A 16,848-nucleotide genomic window follows, 5' to 3' on the forward strand; every position below is an offset into this window, starting at 1 on the left:
ACCGCGAACAACGCCAGGGCCATGTTGACTATCTGCGGGGCCGTTTTCAAATGACCGACGAGGCGAGCGCCTTGCAGAAACTGGTCGGCTTCGGCTGGCGTACGGCGCGGCGGATCCGGCGGCGCCTCGGATCGTCGGGACACTCCACGAAACCGGGCGACAGCAAGAAGAAGCTGTATTCCCTGACAGACGATTCCGTGCTGTCCACCTTCGCGCCGGGCATTGAGCAACTGGCCGAAAGATTTCAGCAGGACGACCGGCCGATTGTGGTGGGTCCCTGGGTTTCGGAACTCGGATTCGAGGTCCTGTACTGGATCCCGTTCGTCAAATGGTTCGTGGAACGCTATTCAATCGCACCGGACCGGCTCATTTTCGTTTCCCGCGGCGGGATGCAGAACTGGTACAACCGCCCGGCATGGAATGGCGCGTCGACCTATTGCGACATCTTCTCGGTGGTCTCGCCCGATGAATACCGGCAGATGAACACTGCGCGCTGGCAACGATCGGGCAACCAAAAGCAGCCAGACGTCGATCCGGCCGAGACGCGGCTTATCCGGATGATTGCGTCGAAAACCGGCATAGAAAGCCATCATCGTCTTCACCCGAGCGTCATGTACAACTTTTTCGTCGTCTTCTGGACGCATGGAAAACGCCTCGGGCTCGGCGCGGAACTGGTTCTCAAACACGCAATATACGAGCCGCTTTTCGAATTGCCGAAATGGAGCGGCCCGGCGCTTCCCGACAACTTCGTCGCGGTGAAGTTCTACTCCCGAACGAGTTTGCCACACTCGGATGAAACCGCCGGGCAGATCGAACGTCTGATCCTGCAGATCGCGGAAACACGCCCTGTCATAAGTCTCGACACGACATTCCGCGCCGACGACCACTCCGCCTTCGCCCTGCCCGTCCATCCCAATATCACGTCCGCGCGAGACTGGATGACGCCGGAGAACAATCTCGATCTTCAAACCCGGCTGATCGCCGATTCCGATTTCTTTGTCGGCACCTATGGCGGTACGTCCTATTTACCCGTCTTCGCGAACACGCCATCCGTCGGGCTTTACTCCGCGAACGATCTGAATTTAGCGCATCAGCTGCTCGCGATGCGTGCTTGCCGGAGCCTCGGACAGGACGTAACCCTGATGCGCCTGCGGGATTGTTGTCACCTGTTCGATATAGTAGCGGGAAAGCGATGAACGCCCCGGTCAATCTAAAGGCCGCTGTTCATGTCCGCAGCCGCGAGAAAACGCGCCCACCAGGCGCGCGGATGATCAGAGGGAGGAAGCGTCCGGCATGCGCGTGACATTCATTCTCCTGCGCCGCGGCTATGTGCGCAATTTCGCGTCATGCATCGAAGGCCTGCTCGCGAAAGGGCATCAAGTCCATCTGGGCTTCGACATGCCGGATCATTCGCCGACCGGGATCGAGGAGCGGCTCGCGGAGCGCTATCCCGGACTGACATGGGACGGAGCGCCGCAGCGCCATGACAAATGGACCTCCCTGCTCTTTTTCCTGCGCGGCATGATCGACCTCATCCGCTACTACCATCCGGACTACCGGGACGCTCCGGTTCTGCAGCAGCGGCTGAGCAAGAAGTCGAGGCGATATATCGGCCCGTTCGGCAAGGTACTGGACAGGATTTTCTTCTTTCGCAGCGCATGGATGGTGCGGACCACCATCCAGTTCCTCAACTGGATCCAGTTCAAACTGCCCGTCTGCGAGGAAATCCGCACCTATCTGCAGGAGAAAAATCCGGACGTCGTCATCGTCACGCCGCTCGTCAACATCGCGTCGGAACAGGTCGACGATATCGAGACAGCAAATCACCTTGGCATCCCTGCAATCGCCGCGATCGCCAGTTGGGACAACCTGACCAACAAGGGATTGTTGAGATGCCGTCCCGACAGGGTTCTTGTCTGGAACCGGCCGCAAAAACACGAAGCCGAAATCTATCACTACATCCCTTCCGAGAGAATCAGTGTCACAGGCGCGCACACTTTTGACCGGTGGCTCGGACGCAAGCCGAAACGCACCCGCGAAGAATTCCTCGCGCATGTCGGGCTGGAAGGCTGCCGCGACTACATCGCTTTCATGTGTTCCTCGAACTTCATATCCCGCCACGACGAAGCCGAACATGTTCGAAACTGGATTGCGGCGATCCGCGACAGCCGGAACGAGCGCGTCCGCAATGCCGGCGTTCTGGTCCGTCCGCATTTCCAGAATGCCGGCCAGTGGGAGGACGAGGATTTCTCGGACCTGGAACAAGCCGTCATCTTTCCCCGTGGCGGTGCGAATCCCGTGGACGCGGCAAGCGCGGAGGACTTCTTCGACACGCTTTTCTTCGCAAGCGCCGTCGTCGGCGTGAACACGACCGCCATGATCGAAGCCGGGCTGATCGGCCGCCCCGTGATGAGCCTGGAAACCGATCGGTTTCGGGGAACGCAGAGCGGCTCGCTGCATTTCCGGCACCTTCGCGAAGGCGGACTGCTGAAATACTCCACCACAATGGAAGAACATCTCGTCCAATTGGGCGAAGCGCTCGACAATCCGCCGCCGCCCGACGCAAACCGCGCATTCGTGGATTATTTCATACGCAGCCCCGAACCGGATTTTTCGGCGACGGAGATGATGGTGCGGGAAATCGAAGCCGCCGCCTTGCTGAACAAAACTCCCATCAAACCGGGGCTGAGCGACCGGTTGGTGCGCATTCTTTTCCTGCCGGCCGCCAGGATCCTGTCCGACATCAAGCGCGCCAAGGAAGAAAAGAGACTTCGCAAAACCACTTCCGCCCTACCGGAATCCGTCGAAACGGGCACTGCGCGCCGGTTGCCCGGCAAGGCGCCGAAGTCGAAACTGCGGCGGCACCGCAACGCCGTGGCGAAACGAATGACCCGGCTTGCCCGGAACCGGCGGATCCCCGGAAACTGATGGCGCGCGCCGCCGAACATATGTCAGGCTCACGGCTCTCCGAGCCCTCCTCCGTTGCCGTCAGTTTTATTGGCGTCGGTTACTGCCGCGCACCCGCCAAGCACCTGCGGCCGAGAGGTGCAAGCAACGAAGCACTGAACAGGCTGCTCGAATTCTCCGCCCTTTTTCGCGCCATGCCCAAAGCGGCCAGCGATCCCGGCGCCCCTTACAACAAAGGCCAGGCGATCCACTATCTGCGAGCATTTAGCGCCAATTTTCCGACGGGTGCCGTCATCGGCGTCGCGGACAAGGGCGAAGCAGCGGGCGTGGCAGTTGTCCGCATTGCCGCCGGGCTGGAAGCTCCAACAGCCGGAGAGGTTCGATACAATGGCCGCGTTTTTCCGGTCGACGCGGCGGGACTGGCCCCGTTTCAGTTTCGAACGGTTGCGGAAAATCTCGGGATGCTGGCGAAAGCCCTGCGATTTTCCGACCGCGACATTTCCGACGCGCTGCTGCAGATCCGGTCGGTTCGCGAACTGGATGCAATTGCCGATCTCCCGGCCTATCGGGTCCCCAAACAGGCGCTTTTCGACATGGCGCTCGCGGCCGCGTGCCTGCTGCCGGCCGACATTGTCGCAATTCCCGACATGCGCAGTCCCTCGCCTTGTCTAGCCACCCGTTGGGAGCGCTTCGTGCAACAGGCACCATCACGGGGGATTTGCATCCTGCTGGCGGCGCGCAAGCTCTCGGTGATCCTGCCCTGGGCCACCCATCTGGCACTGATCGAAAACGGCAACCTGTTGGACCTCGGACCAGCCGATATCGCCGCGGAGCATTTGGATATCCTCGGAGCGGCAGCCGGCATCGCGGATCGCGACGACGGGATCGACGATGACGGTTCACTGGATGAAGATCCGGACGAAGAGGCCAACGGCAACCGGGATCCGAATTATGCGGACGCCGCTTCCACCTGTGCAGAAGTGCGGGAACCAGGCTCGCTTCGGATATCGCAGTCAATTACCGAGGGCGGCCAGTTCCGTCTCTCTGCGCGCGACCGTCTGGACGTTGCGGAAAATCAGCGGCAGCCGACCCTTGTCGTTGCCGAGCACGATTTCGAAGCGCGGTTTGAACTGGACCTCCCCGAAGACACATCCAGCGTCCGGCCCTGCCTGGAAATCCTCGCAAAGGAAACGCTTCCGACCATTCTCGCATGCGGTCCGGAATTGAGGCCGCCTTTCCCCGAACGCCCGTGCCTCACAGCTATCGTTCCCGGCAAGCTGTTATCGCCCGCGACCTGGGCTCTGCGATTGACGGTATCCTGCCGCCGGGACGACGGCAGCGAATATCTTCAAACGCCATTGAAGCATGCCGTGCTGGTCGTCCCGGAGACGTCCGGCGTTCGGCCTTTCCTGCCTTTGAAATGGCGTGGACTGGTCACGCCGCAGCTCGAAATCCGGGAGATCGAGACTTTCGAACCAACCGGCGGCCTGCCGCCCGCTTCGATCCGAATTTCAACTCCGGGCGAATCCGGACCTGGCGCATTTCCGTCCTCGCAGCCGATCGATATCGATTCCGTCTGGCCTGTTCCGCGATATCCCTCGCCGGGCGAAATCAGCATGGACATCATGCGCGGCAAATACATCCTGACAAGAACCCCCGCACAGCATATCGAGTTGCCCGGCGGCCATGTCCTGTCCATGCATGCGAGGATCCCGGCAGGCCTGCTTGCCGGCGGCGGATACCTGTTGCGCCTCGTGCAGGCGCGTCCGCATGCGGGACCACGTGACGATCCCTTCTCGTTGCTGATCGGCGCCGAATTCAGGATCGATGGCGAGATGGTCGTGTCCGGCGAACCGGGCACAGCGGCCGGTTTCCGGCCCGGCGCGGCGCCGCTGCACGCCGATATCGAATGGCACATCCGACCCGCCGGGAACGAGACCGAAGGCGCGAGGGACGAAAAATGACCGTAGCCGGCTTCACGCATCGTTTCACAACCCGACCGAACAAGGCCTTGTCGCGCGATGTCGGGGATTATGTCGCGCGTGTCGTCGCGAGCTTGCCACAACTGCCGCTGGTCGCGCGGTATCTCGTGCAACGCATTTTCGATCGCACGGTGCTGGGTTTCTGGTGGATCGCCCTGCGCGCGCTCACCCCGGTCGCCGCCATGGCGCTCATATTCATGCACGTCACGGAATTCGGGACGCCCGGCCTGTTCTATCCCGTTTTCCTGCTGGCAGGGATGACCGTCTGGATCGTCGTCGATATCGGCATTTCATACGGGATGCGCAGCCTGTTTGCCGGGCGACGCCTGCAGCGCATGATGCGATTGCCGGCCTTTCTTTTCTCGCTGGCTTCGCTGTCCATGCCGCTGATCCATGGCGCCGTAATGCTCTCGGTCCTTGTCTTCGCGGTGATCGTCTGCGGGATTGCCGGAGTGGATCTGCCTTCGATGATGCGCTGGCAGCTTGCCTTGTTCCCCGTCCTGATTGCGCTCGTGGCCATGCTGGTGACCGGGCTGACGGTGTTCGTCTCGATCGCGTTCATCCTGACCCGCGACACCCGGTTCGTCGTGCCCATGCTGACACAAGTCTGGTTCTTTGGCACGCCGGTCCTCTATCCGCTTTCTGCATTGCCGCCGGGGTGGCAGACGCTGTCCCTTTATCTCAACCCCCTCACCCCGATCATGGAGGCGAGCCGCTACGCCCTGTTCGGGATCGGCCAGTGGCCTGCCGTACCGTTGCTCGTCAGCGCCTTTTTCATCGGCGTCGTCTTCTTGTGCGGGATATGGTTCATGATGCGCAGCGAGTGGGTATTGCCCGACATGAGCTAGACGCGGAATGGGGCCGTACGCCACTGTCCGAATGGTCGGGGACTTGGGAAAAGCATGACACTGAAAGCCATATCCGGGAAGATTTGCCGATCCGCATCCGCGTTCCGCAAACGCAAGAAAATGCAGGCCGAAACACTCGCGGATTCCCACGCATTGGCCGCCGACGCCGTGAAGGCGATCGTCAGCGAGATGCCCTGGCTTTCTTTGAGCAAATATGCCGATCCGAAATGCGTGAGCACACCGGCAAGTCCCCTGTTTTCCCAGAATTTCGAGGATGCCGTGCTCTCGGAGATTTTCAACCGTATCGGGCCAGGTTCGCAGCGGTTTCTCGAAATCGGCGCAAGCAACGGCATTCAGAACTCGACACGGTTCTTCCTCGAAATCATGGGATGGAGCGGCATCTGGATCGAGGCCGACCCCGTCGCGTGCGCTTTGGCCCGAAGAACGTTCAGCGCGTATTGCGAATCCGGCAAGCTGCGGATCGTGGACGGAATGGCGACCGTGGAAAATATCAACGGGCTGATCGGCGACGAAAAGGAATTCGACCTTCTTTCGGTGGACGTCGATCAAAACACGTCACACATCTGGCGCGCACTGGATAGCCGATCGCGGGTCGCCTGCATCGAGTACAATCCCTTCATGCCACGCCATGTCGATTGGGAAGTCGCATACGAGGCGGACGGAGCATGGGACAGATCGAAGACCTTCGGCGCGTCCCTGAAGCGGCTGGAGCGCATCGGCGGCGACAAGGACATGGCGCTCGTTGGTTGCGACTTCTCCGGCGTCAACGCCTATTTCGTCTCAAAATCCGAGGATCTCGCCCTGTTTCAGGCGCCGTTTTCAGCAGAATTCCATTACGAACCATTTCGCCGGGGCGCGAGCAGCGCCTATACCAAGAAGAACAGGACCTGAACCGGACAAACAGCCATCGGTGCCCTGGCCGGTTCGACACCCAATCGATTCCACTCCTATCCACGAGTACCAACGAATGAGAAGCGAATAGCAATGCGGGTACACTTCGAAGAGTTGGCCCGATATGCCGGCGAAGTGACAATGGTCGACGGCTGTTTCGATCCCCTCCATCACGGCCACCTCGCCTATTTTCGCGAGGCGGCCCGGCTCGGGCGACCGGTCCTGTGCAATATTGCGAGCGACGACTACCTGGCGACGAAGCATCCGCCCCTCCTGAAGCAGGAGGAACGGGCCGAACTGATCGAAGCGCTCGAACCGATCGATATCGTCCATACAAGCAATACCGGGACCGTCGAGGTGCTGAAGGCGCTTCGGCCGAAAGTCTATGTGAAGGGCAAGGACTGGCAGGGCCGTTTGCCGGAAGACCAGGTGGAGCTGTGCGGCGAACTTGGAATCGAGATCGTCTACACCGACACGGTACTCTCCTCGTCGTCCGCCATGATTTCCTCGCGTCTGGCTCCGGAGATCTCGGAGCAGGTTTCGGCCTATGAGGCTTTCCTGTCCACCCAGTCGTCCGAATCCTCGGAACGTTACGACGAGGCCTATTTCACCGATGACTGGCGGGAGAACGCGAACAACTACTCCCTGGAGGCGCGGCGCTCGATCGAGGGACGCAATCCGGAACTCATCCGCGAGGTCTTCGGCGGCGGCCGCGTGCTCGACATGGGATGCGGGCCCGGCGCGCTGATGTCCCTGCTAGAAGAGCAGGGCGTACAGTCGGATGGCGTCGATTTCTCGCAGTCGGCAAGGGAAATCGCGCCGGCGTCCGTTCGCGAGCGGATCCATATCGGCTCGATAACCGACATCGCCCTGCCCGACCGCAGCTACGACCTCGTCATCTGCCGCGAGGTTCTCGAACACATGACCGTTCTGGACGTCCAGAAAGCGGTTCAGAACATGTGCCGGATCTCCGACAGGTTCATCTATGTAACCACGCGTTTCCATCCCGGCCCGAACACGCTTTTCGATGTCACGACCGAGTTCGACGTCGATCCCACGCATATCACACTCATGAACATGGACATGCTCCGCCTGATGTTCGTTCTGCAGGGGTGCCGCCGGCGCAGCGACCTCGAACATCGCATGGACTGGCTCAACAAGGGCCGCGTTCTCGTCTACGAGAAAATCTGAAAGACCGAGGTTTCAGCGATGGACTGCATTCTGGGCTATCATCTCCAGCCGTTCACATGCGGCATCGCCCGGTTCAATCACGCACTCGGAGAGAAGCTCGCCATACCAGTCGTCAGCCTGTTCTCCGAAGAGGCCGACGAGTGCCGCCATGCGCTCCTGTCGATCAAGCTGTCGGAGTTCACCGACAAGGACACCGGCCGGCTTGAAGCCTTCATCGCCAGCCGCGACGCGACACAGACGATCGATCTTTTCCTGCACGACTATTCGGATACGCCGACCGAGCGGCGCCTGATCGCTCTCGCTAGCCGGATCTATGTCGGCAATGCCCAGATGGCCCGCATCCTCGGTCCGCGTCACCCGCGCGTTATCGAAGCATGGTGTCCGGGAACGCTGATCGACGCGCACGCGTTTCCGCAGACCGAAATTTCCGTCTTCTCCTTCGGCATGGCGCACAAGATGCGCGCCGAGCGGTATTACCGGCTCAGGGAACTGCTGGAAGCGACCGGGAAATCCTATGGCATCTACCTGTCCACGGCCCTGCACGAGGGCACGGATTTCGCCGGCAGCTTCATGACCGCCTTCGAAGAGATGACGGAAATTTTCGGGCAACGGGTCAACTTTCTCGGCTTCCTGTCCGACGCAGCGGTGTTCAACTACCTGAATTCCTGCACCTATTTCACGGCCTTTTTTCCCCAAGGGGTGCGCGCGAACAACACCAGCGTGCAAACGGCGATGCAATGCGGATCGGTCGTGATCAGCAATCTGGACGCGGATTCGCCGCCGGAATACCTGCACGGCGTCAACATTCTGGACATCGACAAGCTCGACGCCCTTCCCACGGACGCAAACGATCTCGGCAAGCTGGGCGAAGCGGCAAGACAGGCCGCTTTGATCTACGGATGGGATCCGCTGGTCGAACTCATCCGCAGCCACACCGAAACACCAGGGAACTGATCCGTCAATCCGACTCGGATTCTCCAGGCATGTGGAACGGCGCGCCGGTCGCGATGCCATCGCATATGGCGTCCAGACCCGCGGATGTCCCGGGCCGGAACTGTCCGATCCCCACCCCGGTTACCGTGAACATGCGCGGGCCGGCGCATTTCTCGATCATCGGCAAGGGAATCATGCGGCGGAAAAAGAAATGGTACGCATAGCGGCGCGCGCGGTTGACCATCTCCTCAGGCATTTGCCTGCCAGGCAGTTCATCGTCCAATAAGCGGTAGTAGGCCCCCCGGCCGGTCACGTCGGTCGTAAAGCCCTTGTTTCGCGCCCACGCCTCTCCCGCGACGATCACCGGAACACCCATCGCGGCAAGTTCCACTCCTGTCTTGGTTCCATAGATCAGCGCCGAGGATGCCTGGCGCGCAAGGTCGTAGGTGCTCAAGCGGCTCTCCGGCGCGACGAGATGAACATTGCCCGGCAGAACGGGAAAAATCCGCGAAAGTTCTTCGGCCACTTTTTGGCGTGACGGCGGGTACCCGGAGTTTTCAGCAGGATGCACGCGAATAGCCAGTTGCAGGTCAGGGCGGCCGGCGAACCAGCGGACCGTATCGGCAAGCCATTCAATCTGCGACGGGAAGGCATTTGCCGGATAATGCAGTCGGGCATCCCACATGACATTGGTAAGCGCAACGACCAACGGCTTGTCCGGCGACAAGCCGAGTTCGGACAGATCGTGTGTCAAACGCAGGTCCGGCGATTTGTGAAAGCTGATCCAGTCCTCCTCGCCGGTCCAGCGGCTGCGCAGATATTCCCCGATCCGCCTGTCCTGCTCCTCCGTCAGCGGCGTGTCAGACCAGCTTTCGACGGGTTCGTTCATCAACGCGTGATGGTAGGTCTCGCCATGCGCGAACAGAAAGCAGTGCGTCCGATAGGCCGGCGACCAGGTCACCACGCGAACGCCACATCGGCGCGCCACTGCGGCGAAGATGCCTTGCGGGACATAGATGCCATGATGGAGAACCACGATATCGGGCCTGAAGGCCGCGAACATGCGCTCGGCGATCATCGCCGTGCGCAATCCGGCGGCGAGGTAACGCATCAGGACCGCCCGAGCGAAGGTCTCCCCCTGCAGATCGGCGCGTGCGAAAAACCGAAGGGCGCCCGACAAGGCATGTTCGCCGATTTCCATCCCGTTCCAGCGTAGGGCGCATGCCTGTTCCACCGTATCGATGCCGGCGAGAATCTCGGCAAGCTTTTGTCTGTCCTCCTCCGGGTGATGGTCGCCATAACGCTCAATCGGCAGCCCGAGGACACCCGTGCTCGCGGCGGCCGGACCGAAGCACGCGCCGCAGAGGTCGCGGGTGGGACCTTCCCTACCGAAGCGCCCGATGTCCGGAAACAGGCTCGACTCGCAATTCTGGCAGGCATCCAGCATGCCGTCGCAGAGGGCAAAACGGACATTGTTGCCCCGCATTGTCAGCGCGACCGCCAGGACCCTGTCGACTGCGCTTGCGGGGAAGTGGCCGCCGACGCCGGTGGCGACAAGTATGCGCTTGCCTTCCGAGGCGTCGCCGACCGCTTTCGTCCACGCCGACCGGTCCGGTCCGATAACCTCGTTCCAATCCTGATGAGCGCCATGACGCGCGATCCAGTTCAGGCGGGCCAGCCGCAACGGCCGCAGCGCCGGCTGGCGGATCACCTTGCGCAGGAATGACGCCGGCCCGCTCATGTCGGCACCCGAAGATTACCGTTGTTCGATCGGTGTATTTGCAACGGAGCCTTGAAGCGGTTCGAGGGCAATCTGACCGGCAACCCGTACGGGAAGCCATCCGACACCGTTTATCTTCGGGCTTTTCCCGCGGCAACCTTCCTCTGGCGCAGCATGTTGACTGCCCCTGGCGAATTCCTCGCGGCCCGGCTTCACCTCATCGCACCAACCGGTATGATGCGCGAAATCCAACAGACGAGGCTGTATGCGTCAAACCGGTCTTCTCACAGGCGCTGTTGTTGCGGCAATCGGCGTTCTCCTGATCGCTCTGGATCTTTTTTTGCACGGATACTGGTTGTCCGCAGCAGGCATCTGCGTGCTCGCTGTGGTCACCGGATTACTGGCGGCAGCATTTTTCAAACGGATCCGCTCTCGGCTTTTACGCCTCGAAAACGCGATGAAGCATGACAAAGCCAAATTGACCTCCGGTCTCGATCGGCTGCAGCGCGATATCCGGGACTCGGCGCGGTCCCAGAAGAAATTCGTGGAACGCCAGACCTTCGACTTGTCTGCGCAGATACTGTACCAGAACGCGGCGAAGCATCGCGTGAACGCGCGCGGTCTGCCTCTCGTTCTGATTTCACAAGCACCCCGGTCCGGCGGGACATTTCTTTCCCAGCTGTTCGACGGACATCCGAATCTGCTTGCCTTTCCCCACGAGCTCAAATGGGGCGGAGACGTCAAACACCAATGGCCCGCAGTCGATCCTTCCGACGGGACCGAGCAGGTCGCGGAAGCGCTGATCCACAACAATCTGAAAGACCTGCGCCGTTTCAATCTTCACGGATACCAGAAGGCGCCGGAATCCTCCGTGGGGGCGGTCTTACCGCACCGGTGGTCATACTGGCGCTATGTCGAGACATTTGCGGATGAATGGTCCAACTCGCCGCCAAACAACAGACGGGCTTGCCTCGACATCTTCCTGAGCGCCTATTTCGGCGCCTTTCACGATTGGCGCGGATTGGAAACGGACAAGAAAGCGGTCACCGCTTTTACGCCGGGAACGTTTTCTCCGGAGGAGGAGACGGTACGGAACCAGGGCTTCTTCGAGGATTATCGCGACGGATTCATGATCCGCCTGTGCCGCGATCCTGTCGACTGGTACGCCTCGGCATCACGCCACAATGAAAAATTTGCGGACCGGCAAACAGCATTGGCGATCTGGGAGAGATCGGCACGGTCTGCATGCATCCTGAAGGATGCCCAACGCGAGCGCGTGGTCCTGATCGGGTTCAAGTCGCTCATCGAACGTCCCCGCGAAGTCATGGACCTGCTTGCGCAAAAAATCGGTGTGCCGTTCGACGAGGCCATGCTGACGCCGTCATTCAACGGCTGGTCCGTCACGTCGAATTCCTCTTTTCGTTCAACGAGCGGGATCGACATGTCTGTCCTCGGTCGCGCGTCCGAACTGCCATCCGACGTCCGATCGGAGATCTCGGAGGCCTGTTCGGATACCTATCGGCAGTTCCTTGCGCAGGCCGATATCTAGACCCCGAAAAGAGCCCGTCGAGGACGAATTCGAATGGTTGCGGCAGCAATCCATGCAATCTAAGAAAGACGCATCGGGCAGGCAGGAAAACGGGTCAGGGACGCATGACGGCGCAGTTGTACATCGAAGGCCGTGAGGTCGGTGACGACACCCCCTGTTATGTCATCGCGGAGATCGGCTGCAATCATCAAGGCGATGTGGAGACCGCGTTCGACATGATCCGGGCTGCCAGGCAATGCGGCGCCGACGCGGTGAAATTCCAGAAGCGCGACAACCGGGCGCTCTATACCAAATCCTTCTACGACAGGCCCTACAATCACCGGAACAGCTACGGCGCGACCTATGGATTGCATCGCGACGCGCTGGAATTCGACGAAAAGCAATTCGCCGACATCGTGGCCTGCGCAAAGGACGAAGGCATAACCCTGTTTTCGACGCCGTTCGATATTGCGAGCGCGGATTTCCTGGAACGCTTCGATCCGCCGGCCTACAAGATCGCATCGGGCGATGTCCGGTCGCTGCCGCTGATCAAGCATGTCGCGTCGTTCGGCAAACCGGTCCTTGTCTCGACGGGCGGCGCCGAACTTGCGGATGTCCGGCTCGCCGTCGAAACCGTGCTCGATTCCAACAGCCAGCTGGGTCTTTTCCAGTGCACGTCCGGCTACCCTGCCGCGTTCGACGAGCTAAACCTTCGCGTGATCGAGACATACAGGAACGAGTTTCCCGATGCGGTGGTCGGCCTGTCGTCGCATGACAACGGCATCGCAATGGCGCTTGTCGGGTGGATGATGGGTGCCCGCATGATCGAGAAACACTTCACCCTGAACCGTGCGCTCAAGGGCACCGATCACGCCTTCTCGCTCGAACCGGAAGGGCTGCGCAAACTGATCCGCGACTTGGGCCGGGCGCGCAGCGCCGTCGGCGACGGCGTGAAGAAGGTCTACGAATCCGAGCGCGACCCGATCATAAAGATGGGAAAAAAACTCGTCGCGGCCCGCGCATTGCCGGCGGGTACCGTTTTGAGCGCTTCGGATATTGCGATGAAAAGCCCGGCGGACGGAGGGCTCTCGCCCCAGCATTTCGGGAAAATCGTCGGTGGCATCCTGAAGCGGGACTTGCAGGAGGACGACAATTTCGAATTCGACGTTGTCCAGCCGCAATCCATTGCCGCCGAGTGACGATACGAGGCAGCCCGGTTCATTGAACGTGCACGCGGAACATATTCGTTTTTCGGTGCCTTTGCGGAGAAGCATTTGAGCGAGATGGCCCCACGCGGGAACACGGGCCCCGGCGACGAGCTCTTCACATTGTCCGACCGGATCGCGATCGTGACCGGCGGAATGGGCCAACTCGGGCTGGAATATACAAGGGCACTGGTTGCGCGCGGCGCCAGGGTCGCCGTCTTCGATATCGCCGAAACACCCGGACAGCCGAACCCGGACATCGACGACGCGATCGCCCGGGAAAGGATCTTGCCGCTGCGCGTCGACATAACCGATTCGCGCTCCATTTCAGGTGCGCTCGAGCAGGTCGTGCGAAGCTTCGGCGTTCCGCATATTCTCGTCAACAATGCCGGGCTGGATTCGCCGCCGGATGCGCCACCGGAGGAAAACGGGCCCTTCGAGAGCTTCCCCGAAGCCTCCTTCGACCGCGTGATGGATGTGAACGTCAAGGGCACCATGCTGTGCTGCCAGGCCGTAGGCGGACGCATGGCGGCGGCCGGACGCGGTTCGATCATCAACATCTCGTCGATCTACGGGATCCTCTCGCCCGTGCAGGATATCTACGAATACCGGCGGCAACAGGGTGAAACCTTTTACAAGCCCGTCGCCTATTCCGCGTCCAAGTCGGCGGTGATCAACCTGACACGCTATCTCGCGACCTACTGGGCGAAGAAGGGGGTCCGCGTGAACACGTTGACGCTCGCCGGGATTTTAAACGACCAGCCGGCGGAATTCCTCGAAGCCTATCTTTCGCGCATGCCGATCGGCCGGATGATGAATGCCGAAGAGGTCATCGGCCCGATGGTTTTCCTGGCATCGGATGCATCCAGCTACATGACCGGCTCCAATGTCATCGTCGACGGGGGATGGTCGTCGTGGTGACAAAAGACAGCACCGATCCCTCGATCGTGGCCCTGATCCCAGCCCGCGGCGGGTCAAAGCGCGTGCCGCGCAAAAACATCCGGCCGCTCGCCGGTCACCCGCTGATCGCCTACACCATCTCGGCGGCGCGCAGGAGCGGTATCTTTTCGGCCGTGGTGGTATCGACGGATGACGAGGAAATCGCCGAGGCGGCGCGCTCCCGCGGAGCGGAAGTGCCCTTCATGCGGCCCGCCGGCATCGCCGGCGAGAAGTCACCCGACATCGAATGGGTCGACCATGCCCTGCGCAATCTGGCGGCCAACGGCCGTCACTTCGATTGCTTCAGCATTCTCCGTCCGACCAGCCCCTGCCGCCAGCCGGAGACGATCCAGCGGGCCTGGAACGCTTTCCGTTCCGAAGACGGCATCGATTCATTGCGCGCGGTGGAAAAATGCGCGCAGCATCCGGGCAAGATGTGGGTGATCAGGGGCAACCGGATGCTGCCCCTGCTGCCATTGTCGCCGGAAGAGCAGCCATGGCACAGCAGCCAGTATCAGGCGCTCCCCGAGGTGTATGTGCAAAACGCCAGCCTGGAGATCGCCTGGACGCGTATTGCGCTGGAACAAAAGACGATTGCCGGCAACGTCATTTTGCCGTTCCTGACCACCGAAGCCGAAGGTCTGGACGTGAATACCGAGTATGACTGGAATTATGTCGAGCATCTGGTCAATACCGGCGTCGTGACGCTGCCGGACCCGGTCTGACAGATCGTTCGGACCACCAACCCGCTTACCGGAGAGTATCGGCGGTCATGCAAAATCTGAGTATCGTCCCCAAAACGGAAATCGACCGGATTTCCGAAATTCCACTCCCCGACGATGCGAAGCTGGCATTGATCGCCGACCTGTGCCGGTTGAACGCGCTGACCGCCATCAAGAAGGCCGGCTCCGGGCATATCGGATCCAGCTTCAGCGCGATGGACATCGTCGTCCACCTCTATCTTCGCGCCATGAACACGCTTGCGGTCGGGTTCGACTCGCCCGACCGCGACATTTACTTCTCCTCCAAGGGGCACGATGCGCCGGGGCTCTACGCGGCCCTTTACGGGTTCGGCGCCCTGGCCGAAGACAAGCTGCTCATGCTGCGCCGCATCGGCGGGCCGGACGGCCACCCGGATATTGCCGTGCGCGGCATCGAAGCGAATTCCGGATCGCTCGGAATGGGAATCGGCAAGGCCCGCGGAATGGCCCTGGCAAAGCGGCTGCAGGGCCACGGGGGCCACGTCTATGTCCTGCTCGGCGACGGCGAACTTCAGGAGGGACAGATCTGGGAATCCCTGCTGACCGCCGCCAACCAGGGCATGGCCGGCGTCACCGTCATCGTCGACCGCAACGGATACCAGTCGGACAAGCATACGGAAGTGATCAGTCCGCTCGGCAATCTGCGGCAGAAGTTCGAGGCGTTCGGATGCAGCTGTCTCGAGATCGATGGGCACGATCACGTTCAAATCGCCGGCGCACTGTGCGCGCCAAGCGAAAACGGCAAGCCAAAGATCATTGTCGCCAACACGGTGAAGGGCCGCGGCGTTTCCTTCATGGAAGGGCCGGCGGATGTCTCTTCCGACTACATCTACCGCTACCACTCCGGCGCCCCGTCCGACGAGAACTACGAACGTGCGACGGCCGAACTGCTCGCCAGGGTCAACGCGGTAATGGCCGCCAGCGGTGCAGACGAAATCGGAACCCGATCCGTTCAGAGGATTCCGGCCAGCGCCGCGCCGTCGGATGAGAACGTCGCCTCAGCCTATGGCGATTGCCTGGTCGAACTCGGGCGCGAGCATCCTGAACTCTGCGTTCTCGTCGCCGATTTGGCCGATGACTGCAAAACGAGGGGCTTCGCCGCCGAATTTCCGGACCGCTTCGTGGAAAACGGCATCGCGGAACAGGACATGTGCTCGGTCGCGGGCGGCATGGCGAGATCCGGGCTTTTGCCAGTGGTGAATTCGTTCGGGTGTTTCCTGGCCAGCCGCGCGAACGAACAGATCTTCAACAATTTCACGGAAGAGACGCGGATAATCCATGCGTTTCACCTCGCCGGTCTCGTTCCCGCCGGCCCCGGAAAATCCCACCAGAGCCTACGCGACATTTCCCTGATGGCCGCACTCCCGGGAATGGAAATCATCCAGCCGTGCGGTGCCGAGGAAACACGGCAGGCATTGCGATACTGCGTTCGCGACTCTCGCAGCAGTTGCGTCCTGCGAATGAATATCGGCCCCTCGCCGCGGCGTATCCCGCTTCCCGACGATTACCGGCTGGCGCGTGGCCAGGGCACGGTGTTGACCGAAGGCGAAGACGCCCTTCTTTTTGCGTATGGCCCGATCATGCTGGATCAGGCGCTCTCGGCCGCCGGGATTCTGCGCGAAAGAGGAATAGGGCTTACGGTGGTCAACATGCCATGGCTCAATATCGCAGACGATGACTGGCTGAGTGCGCTGGTGGCGCGGCACACAACGATCCTGACGATTGACGATCATTGCGACGTCGGAGGCCTCGGCGATTTCCTGCTGGCGAGACTTGCCCGCCTCGGCCAATTGAGCGGACGCATTTTCGCAAAGGCAGGCGTCGCCGAAATACCGGCATGCGGCACGGCCGACGAGGTTCTCCGGCATCACCGGCTCGATGCGGAATCCCTGGCCAGCCGCGTTCAGGATGCAATGCGGTAA

At 61.0% G+C, this 16,848-nt stretch carries 13 protein-coding genes; 12 read left to right on the plus strand and 1 reads right to left on the minus strand.

Annotation, left to right across the window (positions count from 1 at the left end; all coding sequences use genetic code 11):
- The first annotated feature begins 50 nt into the window (after positions 1–50).
- From IG169_RS09810 to IG169_RS09840, 7 genes are all read left to right on the plus strand, one after another.
- Positions 51–1,196 carry a hypothetical protein gene (locus IG169_RS09810; RefSeq protein WP_193176015.1) on the plus strand — a complete coding sequence of 382 codons (1,146 nt, stop codon included), beginning with the start codon at positions 51–53 and terminating at the stop codon, positions 1,194–1,196.
- Positions 1,197–1,293: 97 nt separating this feature from the next.
- Positions 1,294–2,928, plus strand: coding sequence for a hypothetical protein (locus IG169_RS09815; RefSeq protein ID WP_193176016.1), 1,635 nt, complete (start codon positions 1,294–1,296; stop codon positions 2,926–2,928).
- Positions 2,928–4,871, plus strand: coding sequence for a P-loop NTPase family protein (locus IG169_RS09820; protein WP_193176017.1), 1,944 nt, complete (start codon positions 2,928–2,930; stop codon positions 4,869–4,871). Before IG169_RS09815 ends, IG169_RS09820 begins: the two co-directional genes overlap by 1 nt.
- Positions 4,868–5,737, plus strand: a complete 870-nt coding sequence (locus tag IG169_RS09825) for an ABC transporter permease (RefSeq protein ID WP_193176018.1) — start codon at positions 4,868–4,870, stop codon at positions 5,735–5,737. Before IG169_RS09820 ends, IG169_RS09825 begins: the two co-directional genes overlap by 4 nt.
- 120 nt (positions 5,738–5,857) lie before the next feature.
- A complete protein-coding gene (locus tag IG169_RS09830) occupies positions 5,858–6,649 on the plus strand; it encodes a hypothetical protein (protein ID WP_193176019.1) in 792 nt (263 codons plus the stop codon).
- A gap of 93 nt (positions 6,650–6,742) precedes the next feature.
- Positions 6,743–7,840, plus strand: coding sequence for a methyltransferase domain-containing protein (locus IG169_RS09835; protein ID WP_193176020.1), 1,098 nt, complete (start codon positions 6,743–6,745; stop codon positions 7,838–7,840).
- 18 nt (positions 7,841–7,858) lie between these two features.
- A complete protein-coding gene (locus IG169_RS09840) occupies positions 7,859–8,794 on the plus strand; it encodes a hypothetical protein (protein WP_193176021.1) in 936 nt (311 codons plus the stop codon).
- A gap of 4 nt (positions 8,795–8,798) precedes the next feature.
- Here the strand turns inward: IG169_RS09840 and IG169_RS09845 are convergent, their stop codons facing one another.
- Complete coding sequence (locus IG169_RS09845) at positions 8,799–10,514, minus strand: capsule biosynthesis protein (protein WP_210325939.1); 1,716 nt, start codon at positions 10,512–10,514, stop codon at positions 8,799–8,801.
- A 244-nt stretch (positions 10,515–10,758) separates the two neighbouring features.
- On the opposite strand from IG169_RS09845, the gene IG169_RS09850 reads away from it, so the two are divergent.
- The 5 genes from IG169_RS09850 to IG169_RS09870 all read left to right on the plus strand — a co-directional run bounded on the left by IG169_RS09850 (position 10,759) and on the right by IG169_RS09870 (position 16,848).
- Entirely contained in the window at positions 10,759–12,042 is a 1,284-nt protein-coding gene (locus tag IG169_RS09850; RefSeq protein WP_193176022.1) for a hypothetical protein, read from the plus strand.
- A gap of 104 nt (positions 12,043–12,146) precedes the next feature.
- Positions 12,147–13,220 carry an N-acetylneuraminate synthase family protein gene (locus tag IG169_RS09855; RefSeq protein WP_193176023.1) on the plus strand — a complete coding sequence of 358 codons (1,074 nt, stop codon included), beginning with the start codon at positions 12,147–12,149 and terminating at the stop codon, positions 13,218–13,220.
- Between the two features lie 84 nt (positions 13,221–13,304).
- Entirely contained in the window at positions 13,305–14,147 is an 843-nt protein-coding gene (locus IG169_RS09860) for an SDR family oxidoreductase (protein ID WP_193176109.1), read from the plus strand.
- The gene (locus IG169_RS09865; RefSeq protein WP_343225632.1) at positions 14,141–14,890 is read left to right on the plus strand and encodes an acylneuraminate cytidylyltransferase family protein; all 750 of its coding nucleotides are present in this window, start codon (positions 14,141–14,143) and stop codon (positions 14,888–14,890) included. Before IG169_RS09860 ends, IG169_RS09865 begins: the two co-directional genes overlap by 7 nt.
- 47 nt (positions 14,891–14,937) lie before the next feature.
- Positions 14,938–16,848, plus strand: a complete 1,911-nt coding sequence (locus IG169_RS09870; protein ID WP_193176025.1) for a transketolase C-terminal domain-containing protein — start codon at positions 14,938–14,940, stop codon at positions 16,846–16,848.

This window comes from Oricola nitratireducens (assembly GCF_014904745.1).
GTDB classification, from domain to species: Bacteria; Pseudomonadota; Alphaproteobacteria; order Rhizobiales; family Rhizobiaceae; genus Oricola; species Oricola nitratireducens.